This window comes from Actinacidiphila paucisporea, assembly GCF_900142575.1.
In the GTDB taxonomy this organism is placed as follows: Bacteria; Actinomycetota; Actinomycetes; order Streptomycetales; family Streptomycetaceae; genus Actinacidiphila; species Actinacidiphila paucisporea.
The window spans coordinates 70,746-91,556 of record NZ_FRBI01000013.1; the positions used below are offsets into that span (position 1 = coordinate 70,746).

Consider the following 20,811-nt stretch of genomic DNA (forward strand, 5'->3'; position numbering starts at 1 on the left):
CCCTTTTCGTCGTGCTCACCCGGCAGGTCTCGCGGAACGGTCCGCTGGTGGACCGGGACTGGTCGGTGCTCGGCTGGTTCCAGCGTGCCTCGGCCGCGCATCCGGCGCTGCTCGGCACCGCGCAGGCGCTGTCCGACCTGGGCAATGTGCAGGTCGCGGTGCCGCTGCTGCTGGCCGCCGCGCTCTTCGCGGCGCTCAGGGGCAGGGCCGGCGGGCGGCCGCTGTGGTGGCTGCCGCCGCTTGCGGCCGCCGCGGCCATGGCGGTGGTGCCGCTGGTGGTGGGCGGGGTGAAGTCTGCGGTGGCCAGGCCCGCGCCCGGCAAGGTGCACCTGGGGCCGAACGGCTACGCGGGCTTCTTCCCCTCCGGGCACACCGCGACCTCGGCGGTCGCGATCGGTGCGGCGGCGCTGCTGGTGCTGCCCTTCGTACGGCATACGGCGCTGCGCCGGTCGCTGGGCGCGGCGGCGGTGCTGCTGGCCGCCGCGGTGGGCGCGGCCCTGGTGTGGCACGGCTACCACTGGCCGCTGGACGTGCTGGCCAGCTGGTGCCTGGCCGGGGCGCTGCTGTCGGCGGTGGCGGCGGCGGGGGTCCTGGAGCGCCGGGCCGCGGGACCGCGCTCCAGGACCCCCGCCGCCGGCGCCGGGTCAGCTGTTGGTGGGGAAGCCGAGGTTGATACCGCCGTTGAGGGTCGTCCCGCGTGAGGTGGGGGAAGGGTCGAGCCAGCGCTGGGTGACGGCCTTGCCGCGGGTGAAGAACCTGACGCCGTCCTCGCCGTAGGCGTGGGTGTCGCCGAACAACGAGGACTTCCAGCCGCCGAAGGAGTAGTAGGCGACGGGCACCGGGATGGGCACGTTGATGCCGACCATGCCGACCTCGACCTCGTGCTGGAAGCGGCGGGCGGCGCCGCCGTCGTTGGTGAACAGCGCGGTGCCGTTGCCGTAGGGGTTGGCGTTGATCAGGGCCAGGCCGTCGTCGTAGGACGGCACGCGCACCACGGAGAGCACCGGGCCGAAGATCTCGTCGTCGTAGACGGACATGCCGGGCCTGACCCGGTCGAAGAGCGTCGGGCCGAGCCAGAAGCCGCTCTCGGCCGCGCCGTCGGACAGCGGGTGCTTGCGGCCGTCGACGGCCAGCTCGGCGCCGTCGGTGACGCCCGAGTCCAGGTAGGAGGTGACCTTGTCGCGGTGGACGCCGGTGACCAGCGGGCCCATCTGGGAGTCGGGGGCGCTGCCGGGGCCCACGGTGAGGCCGGCGATGCGCTGCTTGATCCGCTCGACCAGGTCGTCGCCGACCGGGTCAACGGCGACCAGCACCGAGACCGCCATGCAGCGCTCCCCCGCGGCGCCGAACCCGGCGTTGACGGCCGCGTCGGCGGCCAGGTCCAGGTCGGCGTCGGGCAGCACCAGCATGTGGTTCTTGGCACCGCCGAGTGCCTGGACGCGCTTGCCGTGGCGCGTCGCGGTCTCGTAGACGTAGCGGGCGATCGGCGTGGAGCCGACGAAGGACACCGCCTTGATGTCGGGGTGCTCCAGGAGCCGGTCGACGGCGGCCTTGTCGCCGTGGACGACGTTGAAGACGCCGTCGGGCAGCCCGGCCTCGCGCCACAGGGCGGCCAGGAAGTTGGCCGCGGAGGGGTCCTTCTCCGACGGTTTGACGACGACGGTGTTGCCGGCGGCGATGGCGAGCGGGAAGAACCACATCGGGACCATGGCGGGGAAGTTGAACGGCGAGATCACCGCGACCGGGCCGAGCGGCTGGCGCAGCGAGTAGACGTCGATCCCGCTGGAGGCCTGCTCGGTGTAGCCGCCCTTGAGCAGATGCGGGATGCCGCACGCGTACTCGACGACCTCCAGGCCGCGGGCGATCTCGCCGAGGGCGTCGGAGTGCACCTTGCCGTGCTCGGAGACGATGATCGCGGCCAGGTCCTCGCGGCGGGCGTTGAGCAGTTCGCGGAAGGCGAAGAGCACTGAGGAGCGCTTGGCAACCGAGGTGTGCCGCCAGTGGCCGAAGGCGTCGAGTGCGGCGCCGACCGCCTGGTCGACGACGCCGGTGTCGGCGAAGTCGACCTGCCCGCTGACCTGGCCGGTCGCGGGGTCGTAGACGTCGCCGCGCCGCTCCGCGGTGCCGGTCCAGGGGCGGCCGGCGATCCAGTGGGTGATGTGCTGGGGGCTCGTCACGTGCTGACCCTTCCGTCGTCGTCCCGCCAGTGTCACCACGGGGGCGCCGGGCCACAAGCACCGCGCTGTCCGCAGCGGGCGGAGCCGGGCCGGGACAGCTAGCCGCAGCTAGCCGCCGGCCAGTTGCGCGGCCGCCTCGTGCATGGCCAGTTCGAGGACGACCGGGTCGGTGAGGTGCCCGGTGCCGTCGGGGGGGACCAGCCAGCGCACCCCGCCGGTGGGCCGGCCGGGGTAGGGCACCACGATCCAGGTGCCGCGGCCGACCGCCCGTACGCCGGTGCCCAGCCAGCGGGCGGCGGTGCCGGGCGGCACGAAGAAGCCGATCCGCGCGTCGCCGAAGTCGGCGAGCACCGGGCCCGGCCGGTCCACCAGCCGGCTGAGGACGTCCAGGGTGGGATAGCCCAGCTCGCTGCCGAGGATCAGCACGTCCCACTTGCGCCCGGCGGGCAGCAGCGCCACCCCGAGTGGGTTGTCCTCCCACTCCCGGCGGACGCCGTCAGGATCGTGCGCCACCGACGCCAGCCATTCCACCGCACTCATCGCTCCGGCGCTGCCCATGCCGGCCCCTCCTTCTGCCCGGTGACCCCTGCTGTCACAGGAGAGAGGGCGCGGGGCGGCGGCTATTACGCGGGTTTCACTATCCTCGGTAGTGAGACGGCTCGCACGGGTGCCCGGAGGGCTCACGCACCCTCCGGTCCGCGTGCCCCCCCAGCGGACGGTCAGCTGTCGAAGCCGAGTCCGGCCCGGTCCATGGCGCGCAGCCACATGTTGCGCCGGCCCTGCGCGCGGTCGGCGCGGGCCAGCGACCACTTGGTCAGGCCGATCCCGGCCGAGGCGAAGGGCTCGGGCGGGAAGGGCAGCGGTTTGGTGCGCACCATCTCCAGCCGGGTGCGCTCGGTGTCGGCGCCCGCGAGCAGGTCGAGCACCACCTCGGCGCCGAATCTGCTGGCGCCCACCCCGAGCCCGGTGTAGCCCGCCGCGTAGCCGACCCGCCCGGAGAAGGCGGTGCCGAAGAAGGCCGAGAAACGGGTGCAGGTGTCGATGGCGCCGCCCCAGGCGTGGCTGAAGGCGAGGCCTTCGAGCTGCGGGAAGCAGGTGAAGAAGTGCCGGGCCAGGGTGCGGTAGGTGGCGGGGCGGTGGTCGTAGTCGGCGCTCATCCTGCCGCCGCGGGGATATACCGCGTCGTAGCCGCCCCACAGGATGCGCTGGTCGGCGGTGAGCCGGAAGTAGTGGAAGCGGTTGGCGCTGTCACCGAGGCCCTGCCGGCCGCGCCAGCCGATCGCCCGGCGCTGCTCGTCGCTGAGCGGTTCGCTGACCAGGGCGTAGTCGTAGACCGGGACGGTGTAGGGGCGGACCCGGCGGACCAGGGAGGGGAAGGCGTTGGTGCCGAGCGCGACCCGGTGGGCCAGCACCCGGCCGTAGGGGGTGCGTACCGCCATGCCGGCGCGGTGCCTGACCACGGCGGTGGCGGGGCTGCGCTCGTAGATCCGTACGCCCGCTTCCTCCGCGGCGCGTTGGAGGCCCCAGACGAGCCGGGCGGGGTTGACCATGGCGACGCCGTGCCGGTCGTACAGGCCGCCGTGGAAGGTGGGCGAGTCGACCTCGGCGCGGACCTGGTCGCGGTCGAGCAGTTCGACGTCGACGCCGTTCGCCGTGGCAATTGCCGCGGCTTGGCGAAGCTCGGCATATTGATACGGCTCGGTGGCCACGTCGATCTCGCCGGTCCGCTCGAAGTCGCAGTCGATGCCGTACCGGGCGACCGCGGCCTCGATGGCGTCGAGGTTGCGGTCGCCGAGGAGGCGGAGCGCGGGGAACTGCGCCGGCCAGCGGGCCAGGCCGTTCATGACGCCGTGGGTGAGGCTGGCGGCGCAGAAGCCGCCGTTGCGCCCCGAGGCGGCCCAGCCGACCCTGGCCCCCTCGACGAGCACCACGTCGCGGCCCGGGTCGCGCTCCTTGGCCAGCAGCGCCGTCCACAGCCCCGTGTAGCCGCCGCCGACGACCAGCAGGTCGCAGTCCTCCTCGCCGGCCAGCGCCGCCCGCGCGGGGGGCCGCCCGGGGTCGTCGAGCCAGTACGGCGTCTGCTCGGCGTCGGCGAGTGATCGGGCGGCCGGGTCCATGGCTCCTCCGGTGGCAGTGGCGGCGGTCTGTGCGGTGGGCCGGCCGGGTCAGGTGCGCGCCCCCCTGCGGCGGCCGCCGACGAGCTGCCCCGCCACCACCAGCAGCACCGCGACCACGAACATCGCCGTACCGATCACGTTGACCTGCACCGGGGTGCCGCGCTGCGCCGAGCCCCAGACGAACATCGGGAAGGTCACGGTGTTGCCCGCGTTGAAGCTGGTGATGATGTAGTCGTCGAAGGACAGCGCGAAGGACAGCAGCGCACCGGCCGCGATGCCGGGCGCCGCCAGTGGCAGGGTGATCCGCAGGAAGGTCTGCGCGGGGGTGGCGTAGAGGTCCTGCGCGGCCTGTTCCAGGCGCGGGTCCATGCTCATGACGCGGGCCTTGACCGCGACGACCACGAAACTCAGGCAGAACATGGTGTGCGCGATCAGGATCGTCCAGAAGCCGAACCGGATGCGCATGTTGAGGAAGAGCGTGCCGAGCGAGGCGCCCATCACGACCTCGGGCATGGCCATCGGCAGGAAGATGAGCATGTTGGTGGCCGCCCGGCCGCGGAATCGGTAGCGGGCCAGCGCGAAGGCGGTCATGGTGCCGAGCACGGTGGCGCCGATGGTGGCGTAGACCGCGAGCCGCAGGCTCAAGGTGAGCGAGCCGCACATGTCGGCGACGCCGCAGGGGTGCTGCCAGGCGTCGGTGGAGAAGTGGTTCCAGGTGTAGTTGAAGCGGCCCTTGGGCTTGTTGAAGGAGAAGGCCAGCACGACCAGGTTGGGCAGGATGAGGTAGCCGAGCGCGAGGACTCCCGCGAGCACCACCACGTTCTTGCGCAGCCAGCGCATCGGACGCGTCTGCATCAGACCAGCTCCTCCGTCCCGGCCCTGCGGATGTAGACGGTGACGATCGCGAGGATGGCCGCCATCAGGATGAAGGACAGCGCGGCGGCCGTCGGGTAGTCGAGCACCCGCAGGAACTGCGACTGGATGACGTTGCCGATCATCTTCTGGTTGGTGGAGCCCAGCAACTCGGCGTTGATGTAGTCGCCGGACGCCGGGATGAAGGTCAGCAGGGTGCCCGCGACCACCCCGGGCAGCGACAGCGGGAAGGTCACCTTGCGGAAGGTGGTGAAGGGCGTGGCGTACAGGTCGCCGGACGCCTCGTGCAGCCGCCCGTCGATCCGCTCCAGCGAGGTGTAGAGCGGCAGGATCATGAACGGCAGGAAGTTGTACGTCAGCCCGCAGACCACCGCCAGCGGGGTGGCGAGCACCCGGTCGCCCTGGGTGATGTGCAGCCACGAGGTGACGTCCAGGACGTGCACGGTGTTCAGGAACGACACCACCGGCCCCTGGTCGGCCAGGATCGTCTCCCAGGCCAGGGTGCGGATCAGGAAGCTGGTGAAGAACGGCGCGATCACCAGCACCAGCACGACGTTGCGCCAGCGCCCGGCCCTGAAGGCGATCGTGTACGCCAGCGGGTAGCCGATCGCCAGGCAGGCCGCGGTGGCGATGCCGGAGTAGAGCAGCGAGCGCAGGAAGTGCGGCCAGTACTCGCGCAGCGCGTCCCAGTAGGTCGCGACGTGCCAGGTGACCTTGAAGCCCTCGTCGAGCGACCCGGTCTGCACCGAGGTCGAGGCCTGGTAGACCATCGGGGCGACGAAGAAGACCAGCAGCCAGGCGACCCCGGCGAGCAGCAGCAGATACGGCGTCAGCCGGCGCCGCCCGGCGGCCCGGCGCGGCGCCGCGGGTACGGTCGCGGGCGCCGGGGAGGTCGGCGGCGGTGCGGTGGCGGCGGTCATACGGCGGCCTCCGCGGCGGTGCCCGCACCGTCCGGGGAGAGCGCCGCCTCCACCGCGTCGGCGTCGAGCCCGGCGTCGATGTCCTGGGCGGCGTCGAGGCCGAAGGTGTGCGCGGGGTTCCAGTGCAGGACGACGGGGGCGCCGGGGACGAGCCGGCCGTCGCGTTCGACGTTCGGCACGAAGACCTCGAGTTCCGGGCAGACCGGGCTGTCGATCACGTACTGCGTGGACACCCCGATGAAGCTGGAGTCGACGATCCGGCCGGGCACCCGGTTGCGCCCCTCGGCTATCGCGTCCTCGTCGTCCCGGTGCACCAGCGCGATCTTCTCCGGGCGAACGCCGGCCAGCACCCTGCCGCCGGTGGTGACCTCGGCGCCGCACCTGGCGGCGGGCAGGGTGAGCCGCTGCCCCGCCGCGACCAGCTGGATGTCGCCGCCCGAAGTGCCGGTGACCTCGGCCTCGATGAGGTTGGAGGTGCCGAGGAAGTTGGCCACGAAGGTGGAGCCGGGGTTCTCGTAGAGGTCGGCGGGGGCGCCGAGCTGCTCGACGCGTCCGGCGTTCATCACCGCGACGGTGTCGGCCATCGTCATGGCCTCCTCCTGGTCGTGGGTGACGTGGATGAAGGTGATGCCGACCTCGGTCTGGATGCGTTTGAGCTCCAGCTGCATCTGGCGCCGCAGCTTGAGGTCGAGAGCGCCCAGCGGCTCGTCGAGCAGCAGCACCTCGGGCTTGTTGATCAGCGCCCTGGCCACGGCGACCCGCTGCTGCTGCCCGCCGGAGAGCTGGTGCGGCTTGCGGCGGGCCATCCCGCCGAGCTGTACGAGGTCCAGCATGTCGCCGACCTGCTGCTTGACCGACTTGATGCCGCGGCGGCGCAGCCCGAAGGCGACGTTCTCGTAGACGTCCAGGTGCGGGAAGAGCGCGTAGTTCTGGAAGACCGTGTTGACCGGGCGCTTGTACGGCGGCAGGGCGGTGACGTCCTTGCCGCCGAGTGCGACGGAGCCCGTGGTGGGGTCTTCGAGGCCGGCGATCATCCGCAGGGTGGTGGTCTTGCCGCAGCCGGACGCGCCGAGCAGGGCGAAGAAGGACCCCGCGGGGACGGTGAGGTCCAGCGGGTGGACAGCGGTGAAGGACCCGTAGGTCTTGCTGAGCGCGGAGAGGCGGACGGCGTCGCCGGGCGCTGCGGTGGGTTCGGTCGTCATGGCAGATGTCCTCGGGTCAGGCGCCGATGAGCTTGGAGAACTTCTCCTCGTAGCGGGTGTCCTCGTCCTCGCTGAGGGAGCGGAAGCTGTGCGACTTGGCGTCCATCGCGGCATCCGGGAGGATCAGCGGGTTGGTGGCGAGCGCCGGGTCGATCTTCGCCAGGTACGGCTTGACCCCGGACACCGGGCACACGTACGCGATGTACGCCGACACCTGGGCGGCGACCTGCGGCTCGTAGTAGTAGTCGATGAGGCGTTCGGCATTGGTCTTGTGCCGCGCCTTGGCGGGGATCAGCATGTTGTCGGTCGAGAAGAGGAATCCCGCGTCGGGGAAGACGTACTCGATGTCCGGGTCGTCGACCCGCAGTTGCACCAGGTCGCCCGCCCAGGCGACGCAGGCCGCGATGTCGCCCTTGCTCAGGCCGTCGGTGTAGTCGTTGCCGGTGAATTTGCGGATCTGCTGGCTGTCGACGGCCTTCTGGACCCGGGCGAGCGCCGCGTCGTAGGTGTCGTCGGTGACCGTCTCCGGCTTGTGGCCCATGTCGAGCAGCGTCATGCCGATGGTGTCGCGCATCTCGGACAGCATCGCGACCCGGCCCTTGAGCGCGGGGTCGTCCAGCAGCTGCGAGATCGAGGTGACCGCCCGGCCGTTGGTGGACTTCTTGTTGTAGGCGATACAGGTCGCGATGCCCTGCCAGGGGTACGAGTAGGCGCGGCCCGGGTCCCAGTCGGGGCTGCGGAAGCGCTGTTCGAGGTTGGCGAAGGCGTGCGGCAGGTGCGCGGGGTCGAGCCGCTGGACCCAGCCGAGCCGGATCATCCTGGCCGCCAGCCAGTCGGTGAGCACCATCAGGTCGCGCCCGGTGTCCTGGCCCGCGGACAGCTGCGGCTTGATCTTGCCGAAGAACTCGACGTTGTCGTTGATGTCCTCGGTGTACTTGACCTTGATCCCGGTGCGCCTGGTGAACGCCTCCAGGGTCGGGCGGTGCTTGCCGTCGTCCGACACGTCGACGTACTCGGTCCAGTTGGAGAAGTCGACCGTCTTCTCCCGGTCCGAGTGGTCGGTGGACGCGACGCTGTCGCCGGTGCGGCCTGCCGCGGGTATCCCGCACGCGGTCAGGCCCGCGGCGCCGACCGCGCCGAGGCCCGCGGCGCGCAGCAGCGTCCGCCGGCCCATCGCGGCACGTCCGCCGCTCATACTGCGCCGCAGAGCCGCCCGCAGCGGCGGGGGCAGGGGCTCGTACTGCTCCATGGATGACGCCCTCCGGTCTCGGGGCCTTCGCGGGGGTTATCGGCGAGCACTGCCCGGTCGCCCGACAGCGTGGCCAATGCCCGGATTGGTGGCTGATCCTGACAGAGGAGACGTCCTCCAACAAGGGATTCCGTTGTTGCCATTTGGTTACGCGACGAAATCTGTGCCCGGGGCTCCCGTTCGACCGGTCCGGGGCCGCCGCGGAGCGGCCGCCGGCGGCCGTTCTACGATGAAGCGGCACCACCCCGCCGTGACCGCACCCCTTGTCCAGGAGGACCCCGCATGCCCGACAGCGCTCCCGCAGGCGGCCTCGACGCCTTCATCGCCGGGCTGCCCAAGGCCGAGCTGCACGTGCACCACGTGGGGTCCGCCTCACCGCGGATCGTGGCGGAGCTGGCCGCCCGGCACCCGGACTCGGCCGTGCCGGCCGATCCGGCGGCGCTCGCCGACTACTTCAGCTTCCGGGACTTCGCCCACTTCATCGACGTCTACCTGTCGGTGGTCGACCTGATCAGGGACGCCGAGGACGTGCGGCTGCTCACCTTCGAGGTGGCCAGGGACATGGCCCGGCAGAACGTGCGCTATGCCGAGCTGACGGTCACGCCGTACAGCTCGACGCGGCGCGGCATCCCCGACCGGGACTTCATGGCGGCGATCGAGGACGCCCGCAAGGCGGCGGAGGCGGAGCTGGGCGTGACGCTGCGCTGGTGCTTCGACATCCCCGGCGAGGCGGGGCTCGCCTCGGCGGAGGAGACCCTGCGGCTCGCGGTCGACCTGCGCCCCGAGGGCCTGGTCTCCTTCGGGCTCGGCGGGCCGGAGATCGGCGTGCCGAGGCCGCAGTTCAAGCCGTACTTCGACCGGGCGCGGGCCGCCGGGCTGCACAGTGTGCCGCACGCCGGGGAGACCACCGGGCCCGAGACGATCTGGGACGCGCTGCGCGAGCTGGGCGCCGAGCGGATCGGCCACGGCACCAGCGCGGTCCGCGACCCGCGGCTGCTCGACCACCTGGCCGAGCACCGCATCCCGCTGGAGGTCTGCCCGACGTCCAACATCGCCACCCGCGCGGTCGCCACGCTCGACGAGCACCCGATACGGCAGATGGTCGAGGCGGGCGTGCTGGTGACGGTCAACAGCGACGACCCGCCGATGTTCGGCACCGACCTGAACACCGAGTACGCGGTCGCGGCCCGGCTCCTGGAGCTGGACCACCTCGGGGTGGCGGGGCTGGCGAAGAACGCGGTCGAGGCGTCGTTCCTGGACGCACCCGGCAAGGCGCGGCTGGCCGCCGAGATCGACGCGTACGCGGCCGCATGGCACTGACCGTCGCCCACCGGGGCGATCCGTACGTGCACCGCGAGAACACCCTGCCGTCGGTGCGCTCCGCGCTGCTCAAGGGCGCCGACGCCGTCGAGGTCGACGTCCAGGTGACCTCGGACGGGGTGCCGGTGCTGCTGCACGACCCGTCACTGGACCGCCTGTGGGGCCACCCGCGGGCGGTCGCCGGGCTGACCCGCGACGAGATCGGCCGGCTCACCGGCGGGGCGGTGCCGACGCTGGGCGACGCGCTCGCCGAGCTGGCCCGCCACGCGCACGGCCGGATGCTGCTCGACCTCACCGACACCGGGCAGGTCGGCCCCACGCTTGCCGCGGTCCGCGCCGCGGGGGCCGGTGAGCGGGTCTACTACTGCGGCGGGGCGACCGCCATGCGCGCCGTGCGGGACGCGGACGCGGACGCGGAGATCGCGCTGACCTGGAAGACGTCGGCGTGGCCCGCGCCCGCACTGCTGGCCGAGGTGGCGCCGCGCTGGCTGAACCTGCGCTTCGGCCTGGTCGACCCGCCGACCGTCGCCTACGCCCGCGAGCACGGCCTGCTGGTGGCGGCCTGGACCGCCGACTGGCGGCGCTCGATGCGCCGCCTGCTGGCGCTGGGCGCCGACGCGGTCACCACCAACCGCCTGACCGCGCTGCAGCGCCTGACGGGTGATGGGTGACGGCTGACGGCTGACGGCTGACGGGGCACCCCGTGCCCGGCGGCACGGGGAGCGCCCCTGCGGGGACCGCCTAGTCCAGCGACGTCATCACGTGCTTGATCCGCGTGTAGTCCTCGAAGCCGTAGCCGGACAGGTCCTTGCCGTAGCCGGACTGCTTGAAGCCGCCGTGCGGCATCTCGGCGACCAGCGGGATGTGGGTGTTGATCCAGACGCAGCCGAAGTCCAGCCGCTTGGACATCCGCATCGCGCGGGCGTGGTCCTTGGTCCACACCGATGACGCCAGCGCGTAGTCGACGCCGTTGGCCCAGGTGAGGGCCTGCTCCTCGTCGGTGAAGGACTGCACGGTGATGACCGGCCCGAAGACCTCGCGCTGGATGATCTCGTCGTCCTGCCGCAGCCCGGAGACGACGGTGGGCGCGTAGAAGTAGCCCTGCTCGCCGACGCGGTGGCCGCCGGTCTCGATCCTGGCGTGCGCGGGGAGCCGCTCGATGAAGCCGCTGACCTGGTCGAGCTGGGTGGCGTTGTTGAGCGGGCCGTAGAGGACGTCCTCGTCGTCGGGCCGGCCGGTCTTGGTGTCGGCGGCGGCCTTGGCGAGGGCGGCGGTGAATTCGGCGTGGATCGACTCGTGCACCAGGACGCGGGTGGCTGCGGTGCAGTCCTGGCCGGCGTTGAAGTAGCCGGCCACCGCGATGTCCTCGACGGCGCGCGGGATGTCGACGTCCTCGAAGACCACCACGGGGGCCTTGCCGCCCAGTTCGAGGTGGACCCGCTTGAGGTCCTTGGCGGCGGACCCCGCGACCTCCATGCCGGCCCTGACCGAGCCGGTGATCGAGGCCATCGCGGGCACCGGGTGCTCGACCATCAGCCGGCCGGTGTCACGGTCGCCGCAGATGACGTTGAAGACGCCCTTGGGCAGGTGCTCGCCCACGATCTCGGCGAGCAGCACGGTGGACGCCGGGGTGGTGTCGGACGGCTTGAGCACCACCGTGTTGCCCGCGGCGATGGCGGGCGCGAACTTCCAGACCGCCATCATCATCGGGTAGTTCCAGGGCGCCACCTGCGCGCAGACCCCGACCGGCTCGCGCCGGACCATGGAGGTCATCCCCTCCATGTACTCCCCCGCGGAGCGGCCCTCCAGCATCCGCGCCGCACCGGCGAAGAAGCGGATCTGGTCGACCATCGGCGGGATCTCCTCGCTCGTGGTCAGGCCGATCGGCTTTCCGGTGTTCTCGCTCTCGACCGCGACGATCTCGGCGGCGCGCTCCTCGATCGCGTCGGCGATCCGCAGCAGCGCCTTCTGCCGGTCCGACGGTGTGGTGTCGCGCCAGCCGGGGAATGCCGCGGCGGCCGCGGCCATGGCCGCGTCGACGTCGTCGGCGCCGGACAGCGGCGCGGTGGCATAGGCCAGGCCGGTCACCGGATTGACCACCTCGGTGGTGCGGCCGTCCGCGGCCGCGCGGAATTCTCCGTCGATGTAGTTGCGCAGATTACGGAGTTCGGTCACGGCGATTGCTCCCTGGTCGTCCGGGTCATGGTGCTCTGTCGGATGTCCACGCACTGAGACAGCTCCCAGCTTAGTCGCAGGACTGCCGTATTCGACATACCCAACTCCCACCGACAACCGAATCGGTATCCAGGGCAGGGCTCAGCGACGAATTTCATCGTGCGGGGCTTGCGGGACCGTCGACCTCTCCTGCACAGTGGGGCGCGTGGCCACACGTGACATGAACGGCGGGGCGCCGTCGATAGACGCGGTGTCGAAGGCGATCATCGAGCAGCTCCAGGAGGACGGCCGCCGCCCCTACGCGGCGATCGGCAAGGCCGTGGGCCTGTCGGAGGCCGCGGTGCGGCAGCGGGTGCAGAAGCTGCTCGACCAGGGTGTCATGCAGATCGTCGCGGTCACCGACCCGCTCACCGTGGGATTCCGCCGGCAGGCGATGGTCGGCATCACCGTCGAGGGCGACATCGACCCGGTCGCCGAGGCCCTGGCGGCGCTGGACGAGGTGGAGTACGTGGTGATCACCGCGGGCTCCTTCGACCTGCTGGCCGAGATCGTCTGCGAGGACGACGACCACCTGCTGGAGCTGATCAACAAACGCATCCGCGCACTGCCCGGCGTGCGCTCCACCGAAAGCTTCGTCTACCTCAAGCTCCGCAAGCAGACCTACACCTGGGGAACCAGATAGCCATGAGCGCAGACCTGTCGAAGACGGCGTACGACCACCTGTGGATGCACTTCACCCGCATGTCGGACTACGAGAACGCCCCCGTGCCGACCATCGTGCGCGGCGAAGGCACGTACATCTACGACGACCGCGGCAAGCGCTACATCGACGGCCTGTCCGGCCTCTTCGTGGTCAACGCCGGCCACGGGCGGCACGAGCTGGCGCAGACCGCGTACAAGCAGGCGCAGGAGCTGGCCTTCTTCCCGGTGTGGAGCTACGCCCACCCCAAGGCCGTGGAACTGGCCGAGCGGCTGGCGCACTACGCGCCGGGCGACCTGAACAAGGTCTTCTTCACCACCGGCGGCGGCGAGGCCGTCGAGACGGCGTGGAAACTGGCGAAGCAGTATCACAAGCTGACCGGCAACCACACGAAGTACAAGGTCATCTCACGGGCCGTCGCCTACCACGGCACCCCGCAGGGCGCGCTGTCCATCACCGGGCTGCCCGCGCTCAAGGCGCCCTTCGAGCCGCTGGTGCCGGGCGCCCGCAAGGTGCCCAACACCAACATCTACCGGGCGCCGCTGCACGGCGACGACCCGGAGGCCTTCGGCCGCTGGGCGGCGGACCAGATCGAGCAGCAGATCCTCTTCGAGGGGGCCGACACGGTCGCCGCGGTCTTCCTCGAACCCGTGCAGAACGCCGGCGGCTGCTTCCCGCCGCCGCCCGGCTACTTCCAGCGGGTGCGCGAGATCTGCGACACCTACGACGTGCTGCTGGTCTCCGACGAGGTGATCTGCGCCTTCGGCCGGCTCGGCACGATGTTCGGCTGCGAGAAGTTCGGCTACGTGCCGGACATGATCACCTGCGCCAAGGGCATGACGTCCGGCTACTCGCCCATCGGCGCCTGCATCGTCTCCGACCGGATCGCCGAGCCCTTCTACCGCGGCGGCAACACCTTCCTGCACGGCTACACCTTCGGCGGCCACCCGGTGTCGGCCGCGGTCGCGCTGGCCAACCTCGACATCTTCGACCGCGAGGGCCTCAACCAGCACGTGCTGGACACGGAGGCCGGCTTCCTCGGCACGCTGGACCGGCTGCGCGACCTGCCGATCGTCGGCGACGTCCGCGGCAACGGCTTCTTCTACGGCATCGAGCTGGTCAAGGACAAGGCCACCAAGGAGACCTTCACCGACGAGGAGACCGAGCGCGTCCTGTACGGCTTCCTGTCCAAGGCGCTCTACGACAACGGCCTGTACTGCCGCGCCGACGACCGCGGCGACCCGGTCGTCCAGCTCGCCCCGCCGCTGATCAGCGACCAGGCGCTCTTCGACGAGATCGAGGGCATCCTGCGCACGGTGCTGACGGAGGCCTGGACGAAGCTGTGAGGCCGGCGGCCGCGCCGACCCGTACGGACCTCACCCGTACGGACCTCACCCGTAAGGACCTCACCCGTACGGACGGATCGGTCCGGCCGGCCGACGCGCCTGCGGGCCTAGGCGGCCACCGCCTGCCTACGGTGCCGGGGAGTGACCGCCCACTCCCCGGCGTCGGCGACACACCGCCGCCTGCCGCCGGGGGGACGACTCGCGGAGGAACGGCATGGTGGCCCCGCCCGACAACGACGTGCTCTTCGCCCGCACCCTGCGCCACTCCCACCGGGGCTCGCCGGCCCTGCTCGGCGTCTCGGTCGCGGTGCGCGAAGGAGAGATCCTCGGTGTGGTCGGGCCGCGCGGCAGCGGCAAGACGACGCTGTTGCGCTGCCTGTCGGGACAGCTGGTGCCCGACCAGGGCGAGGTGTGGTTCAACGGCGCACCCGTGAACACGCTGGGCGCCGCCGCCCGCGACCAGTTGCGCAGGGAGCGCTTCGGCTGGGTCGGCAGCGAGCCGCACCTGCTGCCCGAGCTGACCGCGTGGGAGAACGCGGCGCTGCCGCTGCTGATGCGCGGCGTCAGGTCACGGGCCGCCCGCGCCAAGGCCCAGGAATGGCTCGAACGCCTCGACATCGGCGCCGCCGCCCGCAAGCGCCCCGGCGCGCTGCTCCAGTCGGAGTGCCAGCGCGTCGCGGTCGCCCGCGCCCTGGTCGCGGTGCCCGCCGTGGTCTTCGCCGACGACCCGGCCGCCCCCCTGCACCACGCCGACCGAGCCCAGGTGCTGCGCACCCTCACCAGCGCGGCCCGCTCCCACGGCGTGACGGTGGTCCTGGCCGGCACCGACCCGGGCACCGCCGCCTACACCGACCGCACGCTGACCCTGCGCGACGGCCGCTGCGACCAGGCGGTGGCCCCCCAGGACCGCGAGACCCCCGACCCCGCACCGGCGAACGCATGACCCGGCGAAGCGTCCGCGGGCGCGGGCGCGGTCACGAGGCGGAGCCGGTCGACGGCTACGAGGGCGGTCAGGTGCGCGGTTTCGCCGGTCCCGGCACCTCCTGCGACTTCCGGGCGGCGTCGTGCTGAGCTGGCGGGTGGTGCGCGGGGCCTGGTTGGGCGCCATGGGCCGGTGGCTGACCGTGGTCGCCGCGGCGGCCGGTACGGGCTTGCTGCTGCTGTCCACGCTCGGGTGGGCGCTGGGAAGTGCGCAGCCGGGTGCCGGGGCCGGGGCGCGGCTGGTGTGGTGCCTGCTGCCGGTCGCGGTGACCGTGCAGCTGGCCGCGACGGTCGGCCGCGCCCAGCCGCTGGGGTGGCCCCGCCCGGGGCTCGCCGCGATCGGCCTCGGCAGGACCGCGACCGTGCTGATCGGCGCCGCCGGCGCCGCGCTGGCCTGCGCCGCCGGCAGCGCGGTCGCCCTGCTGGTCTTCCTCTACCTGCGCGGCGACCTGGACGGTGTGCCCTACGCGGGCTCCGCGTCCGGCGTGCTCGGCGCCGGGCACCGGCTGCCCGTCGCGGGCGCCGCGACGCTGCTGGCGGCGGTGCCGCTGATGGCGGCGGGCGTCGCCGCCGCCGGGCTGTGGCAGCCGCGGGCGCCGAAGCCGGGTGCCGCGCCCGTGGGGCTGCCGTGGGGTGTCGCGCTGACCGCGGTCGGGCTCGCCGTACAGGTGGGCGCGCCGCGCGGGGACACGCTGCCGCTGCCCAGCGGCCTCGGTTCCGTGTCGCCCGCGACGGCCGCGGGATGGCTGGTCGCCTCGGCCGGCATGGTGGTCGCCGGGCCCGGCCTGGTGCACCTGTGCGGGCGGCTGCTCGCCCTGCACCGCCCGGGCGCGCTGCGGCTGCTGGCCGGGCGGGCGATGCAGCAGGAGGCGCGCAGGATCGGCCGTCCCGTCGGCCTGCTGTGCGCGACGGCGACGGCGGCCGTGGCCGTCTACCACCTGCAGAGCGGCGTCGGCCACCGGTTGGGCCCGCTGACCGCCTTCGCCGCGGCCCTGATCGGTGCGTCCGTGCTGGTGATCGCGGGCACCGCGATGCTGGAGGCCAGGAGTGCCAGGGCTCGCTCCACCACGGCGCTGCGCGACCTGGGCGCCTCGCCGGCCCTGCTGCGGGGCGCGGTCGCGCTGCGCGCCGGGGTGCTGCTCGCGGTCGCGGTCCCCCTGACGGCGGTGGTCGCGGGGCTCGCGACCGTACCGGCGACCCGGTGAGCAGGCGGGCGGGCTATCGTGCTGGCGTGCCCGCCGATGCCACGCCCCCGCCCGTCCGCGAGATCGAGACCCTGGAGGAGTTCGACCGGGTCGCCCTCAGCGGCTCCTTCGCCGGATACCGCCTCCAGGCCGTCGACCTGACGGACCGTACGTTCGCCCTGCTGGTCGCCGACACCACGCAGGCCGTCTTCCTCGGCTGCCCGATGGAGCCGCAGGCGCTCGCCCATGTCAGGGCGGGCGGCGCGCTGGTCTTCCCGCCGGTCCCGCATCTGCCCTTCGACCCCTACCGGGCCACGCTGTACAGCCCCTCGGAGCTGTACGCGGACCTGGCCGGCGGCTACGAGCACACGCCGGACGCCCGGGCGTACGCCTGGTTCCGGTCGACCGCGGCGAGCGGCGACGTCCTCGCCTCGATGCTGCGTTCGATCCACGACGACGCGGTGACCGACGCCCTGGACGAGCACCTGGCGGGCGCCCGGGTGGTGGGCGTGATGGGCGGCCACGCCATGAAGCGCGGCACCGACGCCTACGCGGGCGCCGCCCGGCTCGGCCGGACCCTGGCCCGCGACGGCCTGACGGTGGCCACCGGCGGCGGGCCCGGCGCCATGGAGGCGGCGAATTTCGGCGCCTATGCCGCGCCGCACGAGGACGTGATGCTCGGCAAGGCGCTGTCGGTGCTCGGCGGAGCGCCGTCCTTCCGCCCGTCGGTGAGCGAGTGGGCGCTGACCGCCTTCGAGGTCCGCGAGCGCTGGCCCGAGGGCGGCACCTCGCTCGGGGTGCCGACCTGGTTCTACGGCCACGAGCCGCCGAACGCCTTCGCTTCCCACGTGGCGAAGTTCTTCGCCAACTCGGTGCGCGAGGACACCCTGCTGGCGCGCTGCAATGCCGGCGTGGTCTTCCTGCCGGGTGCGGCGGGCACCGTGCAGGAGATCTTCGAGGCGGCGACCCCGAACTACTACTCCTCGCGCGGCGAACCCTCACCCATGGTGCTGGTCGACAGGGCGCACTGGACCGAGCAACTGCCGGCCTGGCCGCTGCTGAGCGCGCTGGCCCGCGACCACCCGATGGCCTGGCGCATCGCGCTGGTCGAGTCGGTGACGGAGGTGCCCGACGCGCTGGCCCGGCTGGCGGACAGGTAGCGGAGCCGCGGGGCCGCCGGCCGCGCTCAGCCCGCGGCGGCGGCCGCGTCCTCCAGCTCCTTGATCACGATCTTCTTCATGGCCATCATCGACGCCATCGCGGCCGCGGCCCTCGCAGGGACGGGGTCGGCGATGAGCTCTTCGAGCCGCCGGGGCACGATCTGCCAGGAGACGCCGTAGCGGTCCTTGAGCCAGCCGCAGGGCCCCTCCTCGCCGCCGTTCTCCGTCAGTGCCGCCCACAGGCGGTCGACCTCCTCCTGGGACTCGCAGTCCACGGACAGCGACATGGCCTCGTTGAAGGTGAACTGGGGGCCGCCGTTCAGTGCCAGGAAGCGCTGTCCGGCCAGCTGGAACTCCACCAGCATCACGCTGCCGGGAACACCGGGCCCCGAGTCGCCGTACCGCTGCTCGCGGACGATCCGCGAGTCGTCGAAGAGCGAGGTGTAGAAGGCCGCGGCCTCCCCCGCCTGGTCGTCGTACCAGAGGAAAGTGGTGATCTTCTGCATGGCGTGTGCTCCCGGTTCTCGTCGGCCAAAGGGCGTCCTCGCCCATTCAGCAGATAGGACGGATCGGGGCGCCGAAACTCATCGGTGCCATGCGGGTGGTTTCCGCGGTGGCCCGGTCCGGCGGCTGACGGTCCGGCCGCGAGGTCGCGCCGTCCGGACCGGTCAGCCGCGCAGGACGACGATGTCCTCCGGGTCGAAGGCGACGCCCACGCGCTCGCCCTCCCGCGGGGCGGCCCGCAGCGCGCACTCCGCTTCGAGGAGCGGCCCGCGCTCGGGACGCACCCGCACCGCCACATGGCCGCCGCGGAAGGTCCTGGCGGCCACCTCGCAGCGCAGGACGCCCTCCGCCGACAGCAGGACGCCGGTCGGGCGGACCAGCAGCCGGCAGGGCCCGTCGGGGGCGCCGGCCGGCGCGGGCAGCCTGCCCCAGTCGGTGACGGCGACGCCATCGGTGACCACGGCGTCGGTGATGTTCTCGAAGCCGAGGAAGCGGGCGACGAACTCGCTGGCCGGATATTGCCAGACCTCCAGCGGGGTGCCGGTCTGGGCGATCGTGCCGTCGCGCATCAGCACCACCCGGTCGGCCAGCGCGAAGGCCTCGCCCTGGTCATGTGTGACGGCCAGCACCGTGGTGCCGAGCCGGCCGAAGAGCTGCCGCAGCTCCACAACCAAGCGCTCGCGCAGCGAGCGGTCGAGCTGGCCGAGCGGCTCGTCCAGCATCAGCAGCCGCGGCTCGGGAGCCAGCGCGCGGGCCAGCGCGACCCGCTGCTGCTCGCCGCCGGACAGCGTGGCGACCGACCGGGACCGCGCGCCCGGCAGGCCGACCAGGTCGAGCAGTTCGGCGACCCGGCGCTGCCGCTGCTCGCGCGGCGCCTTGTGCATCCGGGGCCCGAAGCCGACATTGCCGCCGACGTCGCGCTGCGGGAAGAGCTGGTGGTCCTGGAACATCAGCCCGACCCCCCGGCGGTGCGCCGGCACGTCGCGCTGGTCGGCGCCGCCGAGCAGCACCCGGCCGCCGTCCAGCGCGGTGAGTCCCGCGACGGCCCGCAGCAGGGTGGACTTGCCGCTGCCGCTGGGGCCCAGCACGCTGACGATCTCGTGCTCGGCGACGTCCAGGTCCACGGCGTCCAGCGCGGTCCGCGCCCCGAACCGTACGGTGGCGGCGTCCAGCCGGAGCAGCGCGCCGTCAGCGGCGTGCCGCGCGGTACGTGCTCCGGTGCCCGCGGCGGCTCTTGCGGTCACAATTCCCCCGATCCGGTGGTGCGCAGCGATTCGAGCGCCAGCAGCGAGGCGGCGCAGACCCCCATCAGGACGGTGCTCAGGGCCATCGCCTGGCCGTGGTTGAGCGCCCCGGCCCGGCCCAGCAGCCGGGCGACGGCGACCGGCAGGGTGGGGTTGTCGGGGCGGGCGATGAAGACGGTGGCGCCGAATTCGCCCAACGAGACGGCGAAGGCGAAACCCGCGGCAATTGCCACGGCTCGGGAAACCATGGGCATTTCCACCTCGCGCCAGACTCGCCACGGTGACGCGCCGAGCACCGCCGCGGCCTCGCGCAGCCGCTCGTCGACCGCCCGCAGCACCGGCAGCATCACCCGCACCACGAAGGGCGTGCCGACCAGTGCCTGGGCGAGCGGCACCAGCAGCCAGGAGTCGCGCAGGTCCAGCGGGGGCTTGTCGAGCGCGATCAGGAAGCCGAAGCCGACGGTGACGGCGGAGGTGCCCAGCGGCAGCATCAGCAGCGCGTCGAAGCCGCGGACCAGCCGCCCTGCCCTGCGCACCAGCGCAGCCGCGGCCAGCCCGCCGACGGTCAGCGCGATGACGGTGGCAATGGCGGCGAAGCGCAGCGAATTGCCCACGGTCTGCCAGGGGGCGACGCTGAAGGTGCCGCCGTCGGTGGAGCCGAGCGCCCGGTAGAAGGCCAGGCCGTAGCCGCTGGGCGTGTCGAAGGAGCGGGCCACGAGCACCCCGAGCGGCAGCAGGATGACCAGCCCGATCACCGCGAGCACACCGCCGAGCAGCGCCCGCTCGCCCGCGCCGCGCGGCCGGTGTGCGGTCATGGCCGGGTCGACCAGCCGCAGCACGGACTCCCGGCGGCGGACCGTCCAGCCGTGCAGGACCAGGATCGCGATGACCGCGGCGAATTGCAGCAGCGTCAGCACGGCGGCGGTCGGCAGGTCGAAGACCTCCGCGGTCTGCCGGTAGATCTCCACTTCGAGAGTGGAGCGGGTCGGACCGCCGAGGATCTGGATCACGCCGAAGGAGGTGAAGGTGAAGAGGAAGACCATCAGGGCGGCCGCGGCCACCGACGGTCCGAGCGCGGGCAGCGTCACCCGCCGCCAGGCGGCGAGCCGGGAGGAGCCGAGCATCCTGGCGGCCTCCTCCTGCGCCGGGTCGAGCTGCGCCCACAGGCCGCCGACGGTGCGGACCACGACGGCGTAGTTGAAGAAGACGTGGGCGATCAGGATCGCCCACACGCTCGTGTCGAGCCGCACCCCGACCAGCGAGTCGGTGAAGCCGTCGGGGCCGAGCAGGGCCAGGAAGGCGGAGCCGGCGACGACGGTCGGCAGCACGAAGGGCACCGTGACGACCGCGCGCAGCAGCCGGCGGCCGGGGAAGTCGAGGCGGGCGAAGGCGTAGGCGCCGGGCAGCGCGACCAGCAGGGTGAGCGCGGTGGACGCGGCGGCCTGCCAGCAGGTGAACCACAGCACATGGCGGATGCCGGGGTCACCGAGCACGTCGGCGAACCGGCCGAACTGCCAGCTGCCGCCCTGGTGCAGGCCGCGAGTGACGATCGCCGCCACCGGATAGGCGAAGAAGGCCGCGAAGAACAGCAGCGGGAGCGCCATCAGGGCGGCACGCACGGCCGCCCGGCGCCCGCCGGCGCCGGCCTGGGGGCCGCCG

General features: G+C 72.7%; 20 protein-coding genes. 9 read left to right on the forward strand and 11 right to left on the reverse strand.

The features are described from left to right. Window positions 1-11: 11 nt before the first annotated feature. On the forward strand, window positions 12-701 hold the full coding sequence (locus tag BUE44_RS39295; RefSeq protein WP_073500365.1) for a phosphatase PAP2 family protein: 690 nt from the start codon (window positions 12-14) through the stop codon (window positions 699-701). On the opposite strand, the gene BUE44_RS20155 is transcribed toward BUE44_RS39295, so the two are convergent. The 7 genes from BUE44_RS20155 to BUE44_RS20185 all read right to left on the reverse strand — a co-directional run bounded on the left by BUE44_RS20155 (window position 645) and on the right by BUE44_RS20185 (window position 8,538). Beyond that, the gene (locus BUE44_RS20155; RefSeq protein WP_073500366.1) at window positions 645-2,177 is read right to left on the reverse strand and encodes a CoA-acylating methylmalonate-semialdehyde dehydrogenase; all 1,533 of its coding nucleotides are present in this window, start codon (window positions 2,175-2,177) and stop codon (window positions 645-647) included. The two genes, BUE44_RS39295 and BUE44_RS20155, sit on opposite strands and share 57 nt — an antisense overlap. A 108-nt stretch (window positions 2,178-2,285) precedes the next feature. Further along, entirely contained in the window at window positions 2,286-2,735 is a 450-nt protein-coding gene (locus BUE44_RS20160; protein WP_073500367.1) for a hypothetical protein, read from the reverse strand. Window positions 2,736-2,896: 161 nt separating this feature from the next. Further along, window positions 2,897-4,294: an NAD(P)/FAD-dependent oxidoreductase gene (locus BUE44_RS20165; RefSeq protein ID WP_073500368.1), complete on the reverse strand. Its 1,398-nt coding sequence runs from the start codon at window positions 4,292-4,294 to the stop codon at window positions 2,897-2,899. A 48-nt stretch (window positions 4,295-4,342) separates the two neighbouring features. Next, window positions 4,343-5,134, reverse strand: a complete 792-nt coding sequence (locus BUE44_RS20170; RefSeq protein ID WP_073500486.1) for an ABC transporter permease — start codon at window positions 5,132-5,134, stop codon at window positions 4,343-4,345. Between the two features lie 14 nt (window positions 5,135-5,148). Continuing rightward, window positions 5,149-6,087, reverse strand: a complete 939-nt coding sequence (locus BUE44_RS20175; RefSeq protein WP_073500369.1) for an ABC transporter permease — start codon at window positions 6,085-6,087, stop codon at window positions 5,149-5,151. Next, on the reverse strand, window positions 6,084-7,289 hold the full coding sequence (locus BUE44_RS20180; RefSeq protein ID WP_073500370.1) for an ABC transporter ATP-binding protein: 1,206 nt from the start codon (window positions 7,287-7,289) through the stop codon (window positions 6,084-6,086). Before BUE44_RS20180 ends, BUE44_RS20175 begins: the two co-directional genes overlap by 4 nt. A gap of 16 nt (window positions 7,290-7,305) precedes the next feature. Further along, window positions 7,306-8,538, reverse strand: coding sequence for a polyamine ABC transporter substrate-binding protein (locus tag BUE44_RS20185; protein WP_073500371.1), 1,233 nt, complete (start codon window positions 8,536-8,538; stop codon window positions 7,306-7,308). A 282-nt stretch (window positions 8,539-8,820) separates the two neighbouring features. Between BUE44_RS20185 and BUE44_RS20190 the strand changes: the two genes are divergently transcribed. Together BUE44_RS20190 and BUE44_RS20195 are read left to right on the forward strand one after the other, a co-directional pair. Next, the gene (locus BUE44_RS20190) at window positions 8,821-9,858 is read left to right on the forward strand and encodes an adenosine deaminase (protein WP_073500372.1); all 1,038 of its coding nucleotides are present in this window, start codon (window positions 8,821-8,823) and stop codon (window positions 9,856-9,858) included. Continuing rightward, entirely contained in the window at window positions 9,849-10,529 is a 681-nt protein-coding gene (locus BUE44_RS20195) for a glycerophosphodiester phosphodiesterase (protein ID WP_073500373.1), read from the forward strand. Before BUE44_RS20190 ends, BUE44_RS20195 begins: the two co-directional genes overlap by 10 nt. Before the next feature lie 70 nt (window positions 10,530-10,599). Here the strand turns inward: BUE44_RS20195 and BUE44_RS20200 are convergent, their stop codons facing one another. Next, on the reverse strand, window positions 10,600-12,033 hold the full coding sequence (locus tag BUE44_RS20200) for a gamma-aminobutyraldehyde dehydrogenase (RefSeq protein ID WP_073500374.1): 1,434 nt from the start codon (window positions 12,031-12,033) through the stop codon (window positions 10,600-10,602). Window positions 12,034-12,253: 220 nt separating this feature from the next. Here BUE44_RS20200 and BUE44_RS20205 point away from each other — a divergent pair, with 220 nt between their 5' ends. From BUE44_RS20205 to BUE44_RS20225, 6 genes are all read left to right on the forward strand, one after another. Next, window positions 12,254-12,715: an Lrp/AsnC family transcriptional regulator gene (locus BUE44_RS20205; protein ID WP_073500375.1), complete on the forward strand. Its 462-nt coding sequence runs from the start codon at window positions 12,254-12,256 to the stop codon at window positions 12,713-12,715. Window positions 12,716-12,717: 2 nt separating this feature from the next. Then, window positions 12,718-14,079 (forward strand): aspartate aminotransferase family protein, encoded by a 1,362-nt coding sequence (locus tag BUE44_RS20210; RefSeq protein WP_073500376.1) that lies wholly within the window; start codon window positions 12,718-12,720, stop codon window positions 14,077-14,079. A 214-nt stretch (window positions 14,080-14,293) separates the two neighbouring features. Continuing rightward, complete coding sequence (locus BUE44_RS20215; RefSeq protein ID WP_073500377.1) at window positions 14,294-15,022, forward strand: ABC transporter ATP-binding protein; 729 nt, start codon at window positions 14,294-14,296, stop codon at window positions 15,020-15,022. Continuing rightward, window positions 15,019-15,150 carry a hypothetical protein gene (locus BUE44_RS39300; protein WP_265737163.1) on the forward strand — a complete coding sequence of 44 codons (132 nt, stop codon included), beginning with the start codon at window positions 15,019-15,021 and terminating at the stop codon, window positions 15,148-15,150. The genes BUE44_RS20215 and BUE44_RS39300 overlap by 4 nt, the downstream gene beginning before the upstream one ends. Then, on the forward strand, window positions 15,144-16,265 hold the full coding sequence (locus tag BUE44_RS20220) for a hypothetical protein (RefSeq protein WP_073500378.1): 1,122 nt from the start codon (window positions 15,144-15,146) through the stop codon (window positions 16,263-16,265). The genes BUE44_RS39300 and BUE44_RS20220 overlap by 7 nt, the downstream gene beginning before the upstream one ends. A 26-nt stretch (window positions 16,266-16,291) precedes the next feature. After that, complete coding sequence (locus BUE44_RS20225) at window positions 16,292-17,404, forward strand: LOG family protein (protein WP_073500379.1); 1,113 nt, start codon at window positions 16,292-16,294, stop codon at window positions 17,402-17,404. Between the two features lie 26 nt (window positions 17,405-17,430). Here the strand turns inward: BUE44_RS20225 and BUE44_RS20230 are convergent, their stop codons facing one another. From BUE44_RS20230 to BUE44_RS20240, 3 genes are all read right to left on the reverse strand, one after another. Continuing rightward, entirely contained in the window at window positions 17,431-17,910 is a 480-nt protein-coding gene (locus BUE44_RS20230; protein WP_073500380.1) for a VOC family protein, read from the reverse strand. A gap of 162 nt (window positions 17,911-18,072) precedes the next feature. Next, window positions 18,073-19,089: an ABC transporter ATP-binding protein gene (locus BUE44_RS20235; RefSeq protein WP_073500487.1), complete on the reverse strand. Its 1,017-nt coding sequence runs from the start codon at window positions 19,087-19,089 to the stop codon at window positions 18,073-18,075. 59 nt (window positions 19,090-19,148) lie between these two features. Then, the gene (locus BUE44_RS20240; protein ID WP_073500488.1) at window positions 19,149-20,756 is read right to left on the reverse strand and encodes an ABC transporter permease; all 1,608 of its coding nucleotides are present in this window, start codon (window positions 20,754-20,756) and stop codon (window positions 19,149-19,151) included. Between the last annotated feature and the right edge of the window lie 55 nt (window positions 20,757-20,811).